At 35.2% G+C, this 15,328-nt stretch carries 13 protein-coding genes; 9 read left to right on the forward strand and 4 right to left on the reverse strand.

The features are described from left to right. Positions 1 to 155: 155 nt before the first annotated feature. Complete coding sequence (dnaG, locus tag OQK60_RS01905; protein WP_297683524.1) at positions 156 to 1,808, forward strand: DNA primase; 1,653 nt, start codon at positions 156 to 158, stop codon at positions 1,806 to 1,808. A 13-nt stretch (positions 1,809 to 1,821) separates the two neighbouring features. On the opposite strand, the gene OQK60_RS01910 is transcribed toward dnaG, so the two are convergent. From OQK60_RS01910 to OQK60_RS01920, 3 genes are read right to left on the reverse strand one after another with little or no spacing between them, the layout of a single operon-like run. Then, complete coding sequence (locus OQK60_RS01910; RefSeq protein ID WP_297683525.1) at positions 1,822 to 2,553, reverse strand: hypothetical protein; 732 nt, start codon at positions 2,551 to 2,553, stop codon at positions 1,822 to 1,824. A 35-nt stretch (positions 2,554 to 2,588) separates the two neighbouring features. Next, positions 2,589 to 3,809: a DNA cytosine methyltransferase gene (locus OQK60_RS01915; protein ID WP_297683526.1), complete on the reverse strand. Its 1,221-nt coding sequence runs from the start codon at positions 3,807 to 3,809 to the stop codon at positions 2,589 to 2,591. 2 nt (positions 3,810 to 3,811) lie between these two features. Then, entirely contained in the window at positions 3,812 to 4,597 is a 786-nt protein-coding gene (locus OQK60_RS01920) for a restriction endonuclease (RefSeq protein ID WP_297683527.1), read from the reverse strand. Between the two features lie 210 nt (positions 4,598 to 4,807). On the opposite strand from OQK60_RS01920, the gene OQK60_RS01925 reads away from it, so the two are divergent. From OQK60_RS01925 to OQK60_RS01935, 3 genes are read left to right on the forward strand one after another with little or no spacing between them, the layout of a single operon-like run. Then, a complete protein-coding gene (locus tag OQK60_RS01925) occupies positions 4,808 to 6,079 on the forward strand; it encodes a DEAD/DEAH box helicase (RefSeq protein WP_297683528.1) in 1,272 nt (423 codons plus the stop codon). Positions 6,080 to 6,134: 55 nt separating this feature from the next. Continuing rightward, on the forward strand, positions 6,135 to 7,112 hold the full coding sequence (locus OQK60_RS01930; RefSeq protein ID WP_297683529.1) for an argininosuccinate synthase domain-containing protein: 978 nt from the start codon (positions 6,135 to 6,137) through the stop codon (positions 7,110 to 7,112). Between the two features lie 60 nt (positions 7,113 to 7,172). Further along, complete coding sequence (locus OQK60_RS01935; RefSeq protein ID WP_297683530.1) at positions 7,173 to 7,592, forward strand: hypothetical protein; 420 nt, start codon at positions 7,173 to 7,175, stop codon at positions 7,590 to 7,592. Positions 7,593 to 7,594: 2 nt separating this feature from the next. Here the strand turns inward: OQK60_RS01935 and OQK60_RS01940 are convergent, their stop codons facing one another. Continuing rightward, positions 7,595 to 7,828, reverse strand: coding sequence for a hypothetical protein (locus OQK60_RS01940; RefSeq protein WP_297683531.1), 234 nt, complete (start codon positions 7,826 to 7,828; stop codon positions 7,595 to 7,597). Between the two features lie 103 nt (positions 7,829 to 7,931). Here OQK60_RS01940 and OQK60_RS01945 point away from each other — a divergent pair, with 103 nt between their 5' ends. The 5 genes from OQK60_RS01945 (at position 7,932) to purT (ending at position 15,328) form a co-directional block, all read left to right on the forward strand. Next, positions 7,932 to 9,611, forward strand: a complete 1,680-nt coding sequence (locus OQK60_RS01945) for a flagellar hook-length control protein FliK (RefSeq protein ID WP_297683533.1) — start codon at positions 7,932 to 7,934, stop codon at positions 9,609 to 9,611. A 10-nt stretch (positions 9,612 to 9,621) separates the two neighbouring features. After that, on the forward strand, positions 9,622 to 10,287 hold the full coding sequence (locus tag OQK60_RS01950; RefSeq protein WP_297683534.1) for a FlgD immunoglobulin-like domain containing protein: 666 nt from the start codon (positions 9,622 to 9,624) through the stop codon (positions 10,285 to 10,287). A 12-nt stretch (positions 10,288 to 10,299) separates the two neighbouring features. Further along, positions 10,300 to 11,667, forward strand: a complete 1,368-nt coding sequence (locus tag OQK60_RS01955) for a flagellar hook protein FlgE (RefSeq protein WP_297683535.1) — start codon at positions 10,300 to 10,302, stop codon at positions 11,665 to 11,667. 261 nt (positions 11,668 to 11,928) lie between these two features. Then, entirely contained in the window at positions 11,929 to 14,091 is a 2,163-nt protein-coding gene (flgE, locus tag OQK60_RS01960; RefSeq protein WP_297683537.1) for a flagellar hook protein FlgE, read from the forward strand. A gap of 73 nt (positions 14,092 to 14,164) precedes the next feature. After that, positions 14,165 to 15,328, forward strand: a complete 1,164-nt coding sequence (gene purT, locus OQK60_RS01965) for a formate-dependent phosphoribosylglycinamide formyltransferase (protein WP_297683539.1) — start codon at positions 14,165 to 14,167, stop codon at positions 15,326 to 15,328.

Genomic DNA, 15,328 nt, shown 5'->3' on the forward strand with positions numbered 1-15,328 from the left:
AATTAGCAAGCCTAATCACCCAAATACTGATATTCACTAATATCTAAAGTATTTTATTTCTCCTTCTAAAACAGATCTTTACCGTTGATCTGTTTTAGTAATATTCATCTTCAAATCCAAACTCTCTTTAACTAACTTTTTTGTATAATAATTTTATGATTACCCCAGATTCCATAGAAGCCTTAAAGGCGCGTCTTGATGTTGTTGATGTTATAGGCTCTTATTTGGAGTTGAAGAAATCCGGTGCAAATTATAAAGCGCCATGTCCTTTTCATGATGAAAAATCTGCTTCTTTTGTAGTGAGTCCTTCAAAGCAGATATATCACTGTTTTGGTTGCGGTGTTGGCGGTGACAGCATTAAGTTTATTATGGAATATGAAAAATTAAACTATCCAGAAGCATTGGAAAAACTAGCTGCAAACTATAACTTTTCACTCTCTTATACAGATAACAAACATAACAAACCTCGTTCACAACTTATGGATAAAGTAAATGAGTGGTATCAAAACCTGCTTACCTCACAACCTACAGCTTTAGCATATATAAAAGAGCGCGGTATCTATGAGAGTTCAGTTGAAAAATTTGGCATTGGCTACGCACCTGATTCGAATGCAACTATAAATTATATAAAAGCTCAGCTTTTTAATATGAGTGAAGCGCTAGAAACAGGGATTGTTGGATATGACGGTGGAAGAAATTTTGCCAGATTTATTGAGCGTATTACATTTCCGATTCACTCTGCTAATGGAACTGTTGTAGGTTTTGGCGGTAGGACAATTACCGGGCATCAGGCAAAGTATGTAAACTCTCCAGAGACTCCGTTTTTCAATAAATCTCGTCTGCTATATGCTTACCATCATGCAAAACAGGCAGTTCATAAAACAAAAGAGATAATCATAACAGAAGGCTACCTTGATGTTATCATGCTTCATCAAGCCGGTTTTACAAATGCAGTCGCAACTCTTGGTACAGCACTAACACCAGAACACCTGCCTCTGCTTAGAAAAGGTGAGCCAAAAGTTATAATGGCTTATGATGGGGATAAAGCCGGGCGAGCAGCAGCACTTAAGGCATCAAGACTGCTAAGTGCGGGTGGCTTTGATGGCGGTGTTGTTATATTTGGAGATGGTTTAGACCCTGCAGATATGGTAAATAAAGGTGCTGTTGAAGAGTTGGCTGCAATGTTCAGGACAGCACAGCCATTTATAGAGTTTGTTCTTGATGAAATTATATCGCTTTACAATCTCTCTGATCCAAAAGCTAAAGAGGCATGTATGCAAGATGCCATTGGCTATCTCAAAACTCTATCGCCTATACTTCAAGAGAAGTATAAGTCATATCTTGCTTCACGGCTTGGAATTAGTCCTTCGTTTGTAAGACTAACAAACCAAACTAACACTAACCAAAACAGTCCTGTAAATGACCTTAGTCGCCATAGAGACATGTGGGAACTTAGTCTCATCAAGACGGTGTTGGAAAAGCCCCACCTTATAGATCAGATGCTCGATGTGTTAGATCCGTCACTTTTACAATTTCACTCATATGAATTCAACTTGGCACTTCAAGGAAAGTTTGATGAGCCTCAACTAATGGCAATATCAGTTGATGAGCAGATAAAGCCCTTAAAAGATGAACAAGCACTAAAAAATGAACTCATAACTTTTTTAACAAAACATTATGAGAGAGAATTAAAGAAAGTAAATATGCAAAATGATATCTCTTTTGAAGAAAAAGCATTTTATATTCGTAAGTTTCGTGGTAAAATTGCCACTTTAAAACGAGGGGAGCTTGTAGCTTTTAAAGGCTAAGCTTTTTTACATGTTATGATTCAGGAGCTTCTTTTGGCTTAAGAGCTTTGATGTTTATTTTTCTTCCAACTTTTTTTGGAGCACCATATTTTTCTTTTGGAGTTCCGTCGTAACGATGGTTTCTCTCTCCACTTTTTCCTGAAAACAATGCTTTTCCATTTTCATCTTTTCCTAGAAATTTGTTTTGACCTTTGTCTTTTTTCTCCCACTGCTTAGCTTTGTCACCTGAGGCTTTCTCTCTTTTTGGTTTATCAAACTTAGGTTTTTCTTCATATATTTTTTTAAACTCATACTCTTTTGGTTTTTCTATAGGCTTTTGAGCTATTTTTAATTTTTGGTCCTCTTCATACTCAAAACCTTCAATAATTTCTTGTTTAATTACTCTTTTTAAAACAGTTTCAATAGGATATAGCTTTTTTTGTTCTTTAGCATCAAGTAAAATAAGTGCCATCTCTGTTGCACAAAAGAGTCTGTTTATATATAAAGCCGGAGTTGCCGGTAAATCATAACTGATTAGTATCTCAAAACTTTTTGTTAAATCTTTTAGTTCACCATCACTTAAAATAGTTACATTCTCTTCTGAAACAGCTTCTTTTATAACATCAAGAGAGTTTGCTCTGACAACAAGTATTTGTTTATCGCTATATTTAGTGATAAGCAGGTTTAATAAGGAGAGTTTTTTATCGATAGGACATGGATGTACGAGGTGTTTGTTGTGTTTTATAGTAATTTGTTTTGCTGACATGAAGAAGCCTGATGATTTATTTTTGAAAGTATACTCTATGTTGCCATATATCTTGCTTTGTTATCGAACTTGTTTGTCAATGGCGAAGCTAAAGTTTCAAGTTTTTGCTTTATGCTCTTGTCCTTTTTCAACAATTTTTTATCTGTTTGTAAATGCTGTTTAATAGAATTTTTTAAGGCTATTGATAAAAATGTAGGTACGGCATTTCCTATCTGTAAATTTTTTGAACTTCTTGAACCATAAAAAATATAATTATCTGGAAAACATTGTATTCTCGCCCCTTCTCTTGTTGTTAAAGGTCTTGGTGCTTTTGGATGAATACATCTTGATGAGGATGGAGTACTTAAATTTCTTGTAATTGTTGGTGCTGGTCTTTCCCACCATAATCTACAATATGTATTTTTAAATCCACTTGTTGGTCGTAATTCTTCTGGTGCATCTTGTGGTGTTCCACCATCAGGTAAACACTCCATAAGTTTTACTAATTTATCATTATTTTTTGGTGCATTATGATCCATTAGTTTTTCGGGAGCATTATCTCTCATTAGCTTTTGAAATTCATTATTGGGTTTACTGCTATATTCAACACTCTCTTCATTGCTTTTGATAAATGGTAAATCACTTATTGCTTCTGATAACGATAAATATGGTTTTAAATTTTGGTTTAAAATATTATTATCATCTAAGTCGCAATGAGTTTTATTTGGATATTCAAAATCTTTATTTAATTTTGTACCGATTATTATTACTCTTTCTCTAATTTGCGGTACACCATAATCTGCTGAGTTTAAAACCTCATATTTAACTTTGTATCCTAATGACTCAAAAAGAGATAGAATTGTTTTTAACAACTCACCTTTTTGCATTGATAAAAGTCCTTTAACATTTTCAAATAAAAATACTTTAGGATTTAACTCTTTTAAAACTCTATAATATTCTTGGAATAGTTGACCTCTTGGGTCGTCAATCAATCTTTTTCCAACAGTTGAAAATGCTTGACAAGGTGGTCCACCAACTATTAAATCAATATCACCTTTTTTAATTTGTAAATCTTCTGTAAGATTTTTAAGCCCAAAATCTTTTATATCGCAATTATACATTTTTATATGTGGATGATTTAATGAATATGCTTTAGCCATATCAGGTAAAAGTTCATTTCCTGCTACTATTTCAAAGTTATCATCGTGAGCAAAACCGTAGCTAAGCCCACCAACTCCAGCAAATAAATCTAAAACTTTAAATTTTTTGTTCATCATTGTTAATCTACAAATATGTCATCTAATGAAGGTGGATTTTCAGTTAGTTTCCAAGTAAAATAATTTTGGTCTATATTAAAAACTGTTTGACCTTCCATTTGTTGTCTAGTAATCCAATTTATATTATCATCTTCTATTTCATCTAGTTTAATAAATGCTACTTGCCCATTAAATAAATCAAAATGAATTGCTAATGAGGATACTCCATTAGTTTCAAAAATTCTTTTTGCTTCTAAAACTTTATGTTGTTTAATATCATTTACACCAACAAATCCAGACTGTACTTCAATTCTTAGTTTATTCCCATCTGCTAGTGCTATTTCTAAATCTGCTGTGGGCGTTCTTTTAAATGATTCAATATTTACCAAATCATCATCACCAATCAAAGAGATATCTTCAAGATTAACTTTAAATATTTCACTCAGCGCTTTAAGAAAATAATTTGAAATAATATATCCCCTCATCCATGAAAAATATACTTGTTCTGGTCTTCTTCCTTGATTATTTAATCTTTGTATAATGTTATTATTTTTTAGTTTGTTAAAAACAAATTCTACATTATCAGTACAAAACTCATCTATTTCTAGTATGTTAATATTTTTTGAAACTAAAGAATTTATTTTCCTAATTATTTCAACTAGCCTAGTATTTAATAAGTTTATATAATCATAATTGACAGTTGGTATTATGTCTTTTCCGGCAAAAAAACTTTTTACATCACCTTGGTTTGTAAAACCTAATTCTTTTCTATATTCTTTGAAATATTGTGTTGTTATTAAGGTGCGCATTTTATTACTAATCCTTTTAATATTTACGATTTTATCTAAAATTTGCTATTGGTTTTATAAATTCTAAGAATATATAAAGCTTGACATTTCGTTATCAGATAACTCTTTATTCAATGGTCACTTTATGCATTAATTATTAAATACAGCATTTAATGACAGAGTGTTACTTAAATTGTGCTATTATGAAACAATATTAAAACTAGGAACTATATGTCATTTAAAGCATTAGGATTGTCAGATCCACTATTAAAAGCTATCAGAGAACAAGGTTATGATACGCCAACACCCATTCAAGCTCAAGCAATACCGGCAATATTACAAAGAAGAGATTTATTAGCCGGTGCCCAAACAGGTACAGGTAAGACAGCAGGTTTTACTCTGCCGCTTTTAGAACTACTTTCTCGAGCAAAACCTACAAAAGGCAAACATCAAGTAAAAGCACTTATACTTACTCCAACAAGAGAGTTGGCTGCTCAAGTCGGTGAAAGTGTTGCACTTTACGGAAAACATATGCCGTTTAAATCAACTGTAATATTTGGAGGGGTAAAAATCAATCCTCAGATTACACAGCTTCGAAAAGGAGTAGATATTATTGTCGCAACACCTGGACGATTGCTAGACCACATGTCACAAAAAACGGTCGACTTAAAACATGTTGATTTTCTTATTCTTGATGAAGCAGACAGAATGTTAGATATGGGCTTTATTAACGATATTAGAAAAATACTTGAAGTTCTGCCAAAACAAAAACAGACACTGCTTTTTTCTGCAACATACTCAGATGAGATTAAAAAATTATCAGACCGTTTGCTAAACTCTCCGGCTCTAATAGAAGTTGCTCGTCGTAACACTTCAAGCGAGATAGTAAAACAGGCAGTTTATCATGTTGATAAAACTCGAAAACGGGAGTTACTTGCACATCTAATAAATGAGGGTAAATGGAAGCAGGTACTTGTTTTTACAAGAACAAAGCATATGGCGAACCGTTTATCGGGTCAACTCGAATCAAATGGAATCGCTGCGGTTGCGATACATGGTAACAAAAGTCAAAATGCTAGAACAAAGGCATTAGCTGATTTTAAAAAAGGCGAAGTGCGCGTACTTGTTGCTACAGATATTGCAGCAAGAGGTATAGATATAGACCAGCTTCCACATGTCATAAATTATGAGCTTCCAAATGTTAGTGAAGATTATGTACACCGTATCGGTAGAACAGGTCGTGCAGGTAACGAAGGTGAAGCAATATCGCTGGTTTGTGTAGATGAACATGAATATCTGGTCAATATAGAGAAGCTAATCAAAAAAGATATTCCCAAAGTCTGGTTAAAAGGTTTTAAGCCTGATCCTTCCATAAAAGCAGAAGCTATAAATCAAGGCGGCGGTAGAGGTGCTAAAGGCTCAAATTCTAGAAATAGACCAAGAAATAAGCCAGTCGGGAACTCATCTGGCGGCTCGGGAAAAAACTCTTTTGGCAGAAGATGAAATAAGTAGTGTATAATTCTATAATTGAAATTATTAATATTGGTAAGGAACGAAGATGAAAGCAGTTGCACTATTTAGTGGTGGATTAGACTCAACTTTAGCGATGAAGCTTATAATAGACCAAGGCATAGATGTTTTGGCGGTAAATATCAATACAGGCTTTGGTAGTACAAAAGATAGACTAGACCATATGCAAAATATGTGTGATCAAGTTGGCGCAGAGTTGAGAATTATAGATATTCAGAGTGAATTCTTACAAGAAGTCTTGTTTGACCCAAAACATGGCTATGGTAAAAACTTCAATCCATGTATAGATTGTCATGCGAAAATGTTTGCAGTTGCAAAAAGAATTATGCAAGCCGAAGGGGCTTCATTTTTGGTGAGTGGTGAAGTGCTTGGACAGCGCCCAATGAGCCAAAACAAAGATGCATTGCAAACTGTACTAAACGAGAGCAATTGTGATGGACTTCTTCTTCGCCCAATGTCTGCAAAATTATTAGCACCGACTATTGCTGAGCAAAATGGCTGGGTAGATAGAGAAAAACTAGAAGGTATTTCCGGTAGAAGTCGTGACAGACAGTTGGAGTTAGCAAAAGAAATAGGGCTTGAAGATTTTGAAAGTCCTGGTGGAGGATGTCTTTTGACTGATGAAAACTTTGCTAAAAAGATGAATGATTTTATTAAACATGATAAGTTTGAAGTAAAAGATATACCACTTATGAAATTTGGTCGTCATTTGCGTTTGAGTGATGGAGCTAAGCTAGTTGTAGGCAGAAATCAAGAAGAAAATGGTTACTTGCAAAATATAAATAATGACAAATATTATCATCTTAAAACCATAGGTCTTCCAGGTCCGCATGCCATGCTTAGTAAAAATGCAAGCCAAGCAGATAAAGAGTTGGCAGCGAAAATAGTCCTTACATATTGTAAAGCAAAAGATGACAAAACCTACACAATATCATTTGACGGAGATGAGGTTCAGGGCTCGCCATTTGCTTCAAGAGAAGATATACAGCCATATACAATAATGTAAAATTTATGATTTTATATTTTTTAGATATACTTTGTGTAACTTAAAAACATGAGGTGACATATGGCTGGTGTACATTTTGGGTTTGATAATTTCAAACAACTTCTTGATTTAAATATTGGTATTACACAGAGACTTGATGAAAATCGTGCGGAGAGTTTTACTCTATTGTATTGTGATTTCTCTGTTGTTAAAGAAGAAATTATAAAAAGTTCTCTTGAGCAAGTCCTTAGAACTTCTGATTCTATTGTTAACAGTGGCTCGGATTATTTTTTTGTACTTCCTTACACTGATAAGTATGGTGCAGCAATTGTAAAAAACATGTTTGTAGAGTTTTTTGCCAAAGAGTTAGACTCTTATATGGTAAGCTACCCAAGAGACGGCGAGACAACAGAAGACTTAGTTGAAGAGTTGGCAGATATTGTTAGTGCAACATATAAAAATGATTTAACTTGCTTAAATAATATTGTTCAGTATAAATAAGCTTAATAATTTCGAGTTCTTTTATAGAACTCGACAGCTTCTGATATCTTCTGCTCCTTATAAACTTTTTTATCACATACCTGTCTGCATTTTATTTTCACATTTTTAGCAGCTTGTACATTTTCTTTACCAACTTTTGTATCATATGCCGATGTATCAAAATAGTTTGGTTTTTTTGACTCAAAAGGACTGAGAGCTAGTGCTAGTGCCGGCAGTAATAAAATAAATGCTTTCATCATTGTCAGTATATCGGTAATTATTAAATATATTTAATCTATGGTACGAAATATGCTTTTATTGTTAAAATCCCTTTATAAAAAAGGCAAAAAGGAGTAAACAGTGATTTCATTAGATATGAAAAGTGAAACTAAAACTAGTTCTTCTTCACCTCTAAGTTTGTCAACTCCAAGTGATAAGCCAACACTCTCATTCTCAGAACTTTTAAAAGGTGTGAGCGATAAGAAAAATGATAAAGTTATTCAAAACGGTTCATTAATTTTATCTTTGGACACTAAAGAGAGGGTTGTTAAAGATTCAAACTCTATTTCCAAGAGTGATTCACTTCTCTCTTTGTTAAAAAACGAAGAGAGGTTAGTTCCAAAAAGTTTAGAAGAACCATTAGAATTGAATCCAAAAATAACTTCCACATTGACTACCAAAGAGATGAAAGTATTAATTTCTGAAGCAAAAGATTATCTCAAAGGTAAAATAGAAAATAGTGATGATTTCAAAAAATCACAAATAAAAGAGCTTCCAAAAACTCTTAAAGGTTTAGTAGAGGTTGCTAAAACATTTGGTATAGATATCAGTAAAATAAGCTTAGAAGAAGTGAAGGCTCATGCGCAAGTTAAACCTCAAGCAGATATAGTAAAAAATGCAGAAGTTAAGACAAATTCTACATCAGAGCTAAGAGAAGTTGCTCAAGATAAAAAAGTACCAGCTTCTGAAGTGAAAGAAGCTGCTCTAGATAAAAAAGTTGTGGCTCCTGAGGTGAAAGAAGCTGCTCAAGATAAAAAAGTGACAGCTCCTGAAATGAAAGAAGCTGCTCAAGATAAAAAATTTGCAGCTCCAGAGATAAAAGAAGTTGCTCAAGATAAAAAAGTGGCAGTTTCTGAGCCAAAAGAAATAAAAGCACAAACCCAACAGGTAGCAGATAAAATAAAAACTGCTCCAGCCTTTCAGCCAGAACAGTTAAAAGAGATAAAAAATGATGAGAAGTTTATTCAAGTTCAAAAAGAGGTAAAAGCAACACCACTTTTTAAGGCTCACACGGCAGTAGAGCACACCACTACAGAGCAGATAGTTCAAGTTAAGGCCAGCAATACATTAAAAGTAGAGCAAAAAACACCAAAAGACAAGGCTGACGAGACGCTCAAGCTTCTTCTTCGCGGTGAAAAACCGTCAATGAGCAATCCTTCATTAACAGCAGATTTTTCGGTTGCAACTGCTAAAGTTATTGCTACAACTGCAGCTTCTGATGCTGCAAAATCACTAGAGACATTGCTGCATGGTGATTCTTCGTCTGAAAGTGGTGTATCATCAACAAAAGCAGAAGCATTGACAACCCACAAAGCTGATAGTTTTGAAGTTAAACTAAATGAAGCAAAACAGATGATTAAGTATCTCTCTAATGATGTAAAAACTGCTATTGAGGATTATAAATCTCCATTCACTAGAATAAAAGTTCAGTTAAATCCACAAAAACTTGGAGAAGTTGATCTGACTATAGTTCAAAGAGGTAAAAATCTACATGTGAATATTAGCTCTAACAACACAGCTGTAAATACTTTGGCGATGAATGCTAATGAATTGAGAGTACAGTTAAACAATAGTGGAATAAATAATGCTACATTAAACTTTAGCGACAATGCTCAAAATAACCAAAATACTCAACAACAACAACAGCAAAGTCGACAAAATGAGAGACAAGCTAACGAAGAGTATAGCTATTTTGATAAAGAAGAGACAAACGAAGAAGTGTTAAGTTCACTTGAAATCGTAGTCCCTCAATACGGATAAAGGATTTCCAATGGCAATTACATCAATAGGTGAGAATGCAGCCTTATATGCAGAACCGGTAGTAGACACATCAGTAAAAGATAAAACTTCGTTAAGTTCAGATGATTTTATGACTTTGCTATTAGCGCAGTTGCAACACCAAGATCCTACAGAACCGACAGATACAGAGCAGATATTGACTCAAACTTCACAGCTTGCATCATTAGAAGCTACTGATAAAACAAATATAGCACTAGAAGAGTTAGCAGCTTCACTAGCGGCATCAAATGACTTTTCTACAATTTCGGCTATTGGTAAGACGGCTGATTTAGGCAGTAATGCTATTATGTTAGACGAAGGTGCCACAAGCACATTTGAAGTTTACTTCCCATCTGATATCGAATCAGGTACCTTAGAGATATTGGATAGTAACGGAGCTATTATTCAAACTATGGATGTTGGTACAAATCCATCCGGTGTGTATCAATTTGAATGGGACGGACTTGATGCTTCTGGAACAATGGCAGATAGTGGTGTATACTATATTACTTCAAGTTATAGAGATCCTGAAGGCAATAATCTAACTACAAGAATGGGTGCTTATCCAATAGAATCTGTAAGATTTGAAAACGGTGAAACACTTGTAAAAGTTGGTTCAAGTTATATACCTTTAGAGAATATTGTAGAAGTATATTAAAAAGGCCATATTATGATGACTCAAGCTTTTTATACGGGACTTAGTGGTTTAAAATCCAGTTCTCAAGCTATTGATGTTATCTCTGATAATTTAGCTAACACCGCTACTATAGGATACCGTGGGTATTCAGCAGAATTTTCAAATATGTTTGAAGAAGCTATAAATACCAACACAAAATTATCAACTGACAATAGTAGTATAGGTGTTGGTACGAAAGTTAATAGCATTGCTATGAATGAATCACAGGGCATATTACAGATTAGTGATAGAAGTACAGATATAGCTATTTTAGGAGATGGATGGTTTGGTGTGCAAGCCGGAAGTGATCCAGTATATACTCGTGATGGAAGTTTTAATTTTGATGTAAATAGAGATTTAGTTACTCAAGATGGTTATTATGTGCTCGGAACTATGGGAACAAACATGAATAACGGAGAAATAATACCTGAGTATGATGCTGATGGTAATTTAGCAAATCCTTCAGTACAGTTAGGGAATATAGATTCTCAAGAAAAACTTCGCTTCCCAAGTGAATTGACTTATCCAGCATTACCAACAACTAAAGCAACATTTGGTGGAAATCTAAGTTTCACAGAAGATGAAATTGCTCACGATGAAGCTGCTTTAGCTGAAATTGCTGCTAATATAATTGACCCAAATGATGAGATTGCTTTAGATAGAGCCTCTCTCAGCATGAGTTCTCTTGTTATTGCTCAAGATGGTACAAAAAATAAACTAAGATTAGGCTTTACAAAGGTAGAACCTCAAGTTGCACCTGGTTCTCAATGGAATGTTATCGCTACGGTAGAGAGTATAGATGGTGAAAATATTTATTCGACTCAGACAGGTGTTGTTAGCTTTGATGAGATTGGTGCACAGATTTCAAATACTCTTACATCAATAGACAACCAAGGCACATCGGTTGAGATAGATTTAGGTACAGAGTTTAGTGGTATTATTGCTTCTTCTGGCTCACAATTTTCTTCATCAAGTTCAGCAAATGGGCTAGAATCCGGTGACTTATTTGGATATGATATAAATAAAAACGGAGAAGTAGTTGCTACTTTTTCAAATGGTATGCAAAGTAATGTTGGTACTATAGCGGTATATCATTTTCCTAATGACAGAGGATTAGAGAGAATAAGTGGAGCAAGATTTGTTGAGACTCCAAATAGTGGAGAGGCTATGTTTTTCCAAGATGAAAACGGAAACAATATTCTTGGTACAGATTTAATCAACTTTAAACTTGAAAGTTCGAATGTAGATATGACTGTTGGATTAACCGATCTTATTATTATGCAAAGATCATATGATGCAAATTCAAAATCTATCACTACTGCTGACGAAATGCTGAAAAAAGCATTGGATATGGATGCTTAACCCTTAAGCATCTGTCTATATTTTATCAATAATTAAAAATCAACAAAACACTCATACTATAAAACACTATAAAAGTTGGAACAAAATATGCTTCGTATAATATACTAAGTAAAAATACTATTGTGTAAGTCCCTTTGTATTAATCCCTTTTTGGGGAGAGAGACTGAGAATTAGTGTAGACAAAAGGACTTGTTTCTTAGTCGTCATAAATATTGAAAATGATTTCTATCAGAGTTTATGAAATAAAATAAAGGATATAAGATGTTAAAATCACTATATGCCGGGGTATCCGGACTTCAGTCACATCAAATAGCAATGGATGTAGAGTCAAATAATATAGCAAATGTTAACACGGTAGGTTTTAAGTATTCTCGTGCTAACTTCTCAGATCTTTTAGCTCAAACAAGGTCAATTGCAACAGCTCCTCAAGGTGAACTTGGTGGTAAAAATGCTGTTCAAGTCGGACTTGGTTCAACTGTTAGTTCAATGACAACAATTCATTCTCAGGGTTCAATCCAAAATTCTGATAAAAATACAGATGTTGCGATTCAAGGAGACGGATTTTTTATAGTCTCTCCTGATGGCGGTAATAGTTACAAGTACACTCGTGCCGGAGACTTTAAGTTTGATGCATCTGGAAATTTTGTTGACAATAATGGTTTTATTGTTCAAGGTTGGGTTAGAGATAATGAAACTGGAAAAGTTGATGCAACTGCACCGATTGAAAACATTAACATACCACCGGGACTAACAACTCCAGCAAGTCCTACTACTGAAGTTGCTCTAAAAGCAAACCTTAATGCCGGAACAATAATTGAGAGTTTTTCTCCAGCTTATGAAGTTTCTAGTGGATCTACCGGAGCTACACCGGCTATAGATGAAAATGGAAACCCTATTGCATCTGGAGATTTGGGTGTGATGTTTAATGATGTAGGTGAAGGTTTTTCTCTTCAAGATGATCAAGGTATATGGGCTTCATTTACAAATGCTACTTATAGTAATATTCTTGATACAATACCAGCCGGTGCCACAACTTTAGATATCAGTTTTACATTAGATGATGGTAGCACTCAAGCCGTAACTTATACTGGTTTAGCCGGTGCTACGGATATACAAAATGCCAATGGAATGGTGTCAGCTATCAATGCTCAGACAGGAGTAACAGGTGTAAGAGCAGAAGTTTTACTAGATGGTGGTGGACTTCCATATATCTCTTTAGAAAATAATAATACTAGCTCTTTTGCATCTCATAATATTAACCTTACAGTTGGTGCTACTGATACTTCAGGTGCTTTTGGAGCACCTGCAGCAACAGTTACTGATATTACTGCTTATAGATATCAGTATGACCCGGTAGGAGCAGATGATGGTTCTGGCGGTGCTGATGCCCCAAAAACATTCAGAACAATCAATGGGCTTAGAAATCAATTGGAGATTCAAGCAAGAGCTGATGGTGGTGCTACAAGTAATATAGAGATATCGGTAAATGAACAGGGTAAACTAGAGATATCCAATGAAGCAGCTGCCGGTCTTCCTGCTGATGATTATGATATAAATCTTGCAATAACCGGAATAACAAGTTCAAATACACCGGGAGCTCCAGCTGAAAATCAGCGTTTTACAAGAAATATGGAAGCATTAAACTCTGTGCTCACAGCAGGTAGTACAGCTAAAGCATTTTCTCAATCTTTTAATGCAGCAACGCACTCAAGCTCTATAGATATTTTTGATTCACTTGGTTCAAAGCATACTCTTAGAATGGAGTTTAGAAAGACAGATGTTGATATAGCAACCGGTACTACTTGGGATATGAAAATCAGTGTGCCGCCTCCAGCTACAATCGGTGGTACTCCGGTAGCTAGTGAGCAGACAGGACAAATTACTTTTAATAGTGATGGTTCATTGTCTGGTTTTAATCCTCCAAACATATCATTTACCGGTAACAATGGTTCTGCTGCAGAACAACAAGTAAGCCTTAATTTTGGTACTGGAGGTCTTTTTGACGGTATGACAAGTTTTGACTCTAGAAGTTCTACTTCTGGAATCTCTCAAGATGGTTTTACCGGTGGTGATTTAGTTGGTATTAGAATCGATCAGAGTGGTACTGTAGTTGGTTCATTTAGTAATGGTCGTTCTTTTGGACTAGCTCAAGTTGGTATGGCTAAGTTTACCAATAATGAAGGTCTTACAACTGAAGGTGGTAGTGTGTATGTTCAAACTGCCAATTCAGGTGATCCAATCATTGGTTCGGCGGCGACATCCGGGCGTGGATTTATCCAAAGTTCAGCACTTGAAGCTTCAAATGTTGACTTGTCTCGTTCACTGACTCAGCTTATTATTATTCAAAGAGGCTATCAGGCAAATGGTAAAACAATTACTACTTCTGATACACTTCTTGAGACATTAATCGGTCTTAAAAGATAGATGATTACCACGCTTTAGCGTGGTAACAAACAATTTTGATATAATTCCTCTAATAATTTTAGTAGGAATAAAAATGCAATTCTCCGCTCCCCTTAAATCAAACTCAAAAAAAATAATGTTACTAGGTTCAGGCGAACTAGGTAAAGAAGTGGCTATAGAAGCTCAGAGATTAGGTCTTGAAGTCATAGCAGTTGACAGGTATCAAAATGCACCTGCTCACCATGTTGCTCACCGTTCATATGTCGTAGACATGCAGGATAAAAACGCTCTTTTAGAGATTATTTATCGTGAAAAGCCTGACTATATTCTGCCTGAAATAGAAGCTATAAGTATCGATGCTCTTTTTGCGGCAGAAGATAAGGGTTATAATGTTATACCAAATGCCAGCGCCGTTAGTAAGACTATGAATAGAAAAAACATTCGTACTTTTGCAGCGGAAGTGCTTGGGCTCAAAACCGGACCATATGAGTTTGTTACAACTGAAGATGGATTAAAAAGTGCAGCTGAGCGTATGGGTTTTCCTTGTGTTATCAAGCCTGTTATGAGTTCTTCCGGTCATGGACAGAGTGTTGCAAAAAGTGCTGATGACATTGCTGCGTCTTGGGAAATAGCTAAAGAAGCTCGCGGTGATGCTAGTGAGTTAATCGTTGAAGCCTTTGTGGACTTTGACTATGAGATAACAATGTTGACAGCCAGAAACGGCAAAGAGACGGTTTTTTGTGAGCCTATAGGTCATGAGCAAAGAGATGGTGATTATGTTTTCTCATGGCAGCCAATGCAGATGAGTGATGTTGCAAAACAAAAATCACAAGAGATGGCTAAAGCTATCACTGATGGTCTTGGCGGTCGCGGTCTTTTTGGTGTTGAGCTTTTCATAAAAGGCGATGAGGTTTATTTCTCTGAAGTTTCACCTCGTCCGCACGATACGGGAATGGTAACGCTTATCACTCAGAGCCAGAGTGAGTTTGCGCTTCACTTGCGTGCAGTTCTTGGTCTTCCATTGGGATTTACATTTTATGGAGATGGTGCTTCTGCAGCATTTAAGTCCGAAGTTCACAACTATGCGCCTGTTGTTGCCGTAGATGATTCTCTATTTACTGATAACAGTTTTGTAAGAGTTTTTTCTAAACCAGAAGCACATAAAGGCAGACGACTTGCTGTTGCTCTTGTGTTTGATGAAGTTGAAAAAGCATTAGAGCAATCAAGAGAATTGATTACTAAAATAAAAGATTGTTAA

The organism is Sulfurimonas sp. (genome assembly GCF_026196735.1).
In the GTDB taxonomy this organism is placed as follows: domain Bacteria; phylum Campylobacterota; class Campylobacteria; order Campylobacterales; family Sulfurimonadaceae; genus Sulfurimonas.

Bases quoted from the DNA above. Each gene is read 5' to 3' on its own strand.
- OQK60_RS01910 (WP_297683525.1), bottom strand. From the start codon at position 2,553: ATGTCAGCAAAACAAATTACTATAAAACACAACAAACACCTCGTACAT.
- purT (WP_297683539.1), top strand. From the start codon at position 14,165: ATGCAATTCTCCGCTCCCCTTAAATCAAACTCAAAAAAAATAATGTTA.
- OQK60_RS01940 (WP_297683531.1), bottom strand. From the start codon at position 7,828: ATGAAAGCATTTATTTTATTACTGCCGGCACTAGCACTAGCTCTCAGT.
- OQK60_RS01920 (WP_297683527.1), bottom strand. From the start codon at position 4,597: ATGCGCACCTTAATAACAACACAATATTTCAAAGAATATAGAAAAGAA.
- OQK60_RS01950 (WP_297683534.1), top strand. From the start codon at position 9,622: ATGGCAATTACATCAATAGGTGAGAATGCAGCCTTATATGCAGAACCG.
- dnaG (WP_297683524.1), top strand. From the start codon at position 156: ATGATTACCCCAGATTCCATAGAAGCCTTAAAGGCGCGTCTTGATGTT.
- flgE (WP_297683537.1), top strand. From the start codon at position 11,929: ATGTTAAAATCACTATATGCCGGGGTATCCGGACTTCAGTCACATCAA.
- OQK60_RS01930 (WP_297683529.1), top strand. From the start codon at position 6,135: ATGAAAGCAGTTGCACTATTTAGTGGTGGATTAGACTCAACTTTAGCG.
- OQK60_RS01955 (WP_297683535.1), top strand. From the start codon at position 10,300: ATGATGACTCAAGCTTTTTATACGGGACTTAGTGGTTTAAAATCCAGT.
- OQK60_RS01915 (WP_297683526.1), bottom strand. From the start codon at position 3,809: ATGATGAACAAAAAATTTAAAGTTTTAGATTTATTTGCTGGAGTTGGT.
- OQK60_RS01925 (WP_297683528.1), top strand. From the start codon at position 4,808: ATGTCATTTAAAGCATTAGGATTGTCAGATCCACTATTAAAAGCTATC.
- OQK60_RS01935 (WP_297683530.1), top strand. From the start codon at position 7,173: ATGGCTGGTGTACATTTTGGGTTTGATAATTTCAAACAACTTCTTGAT.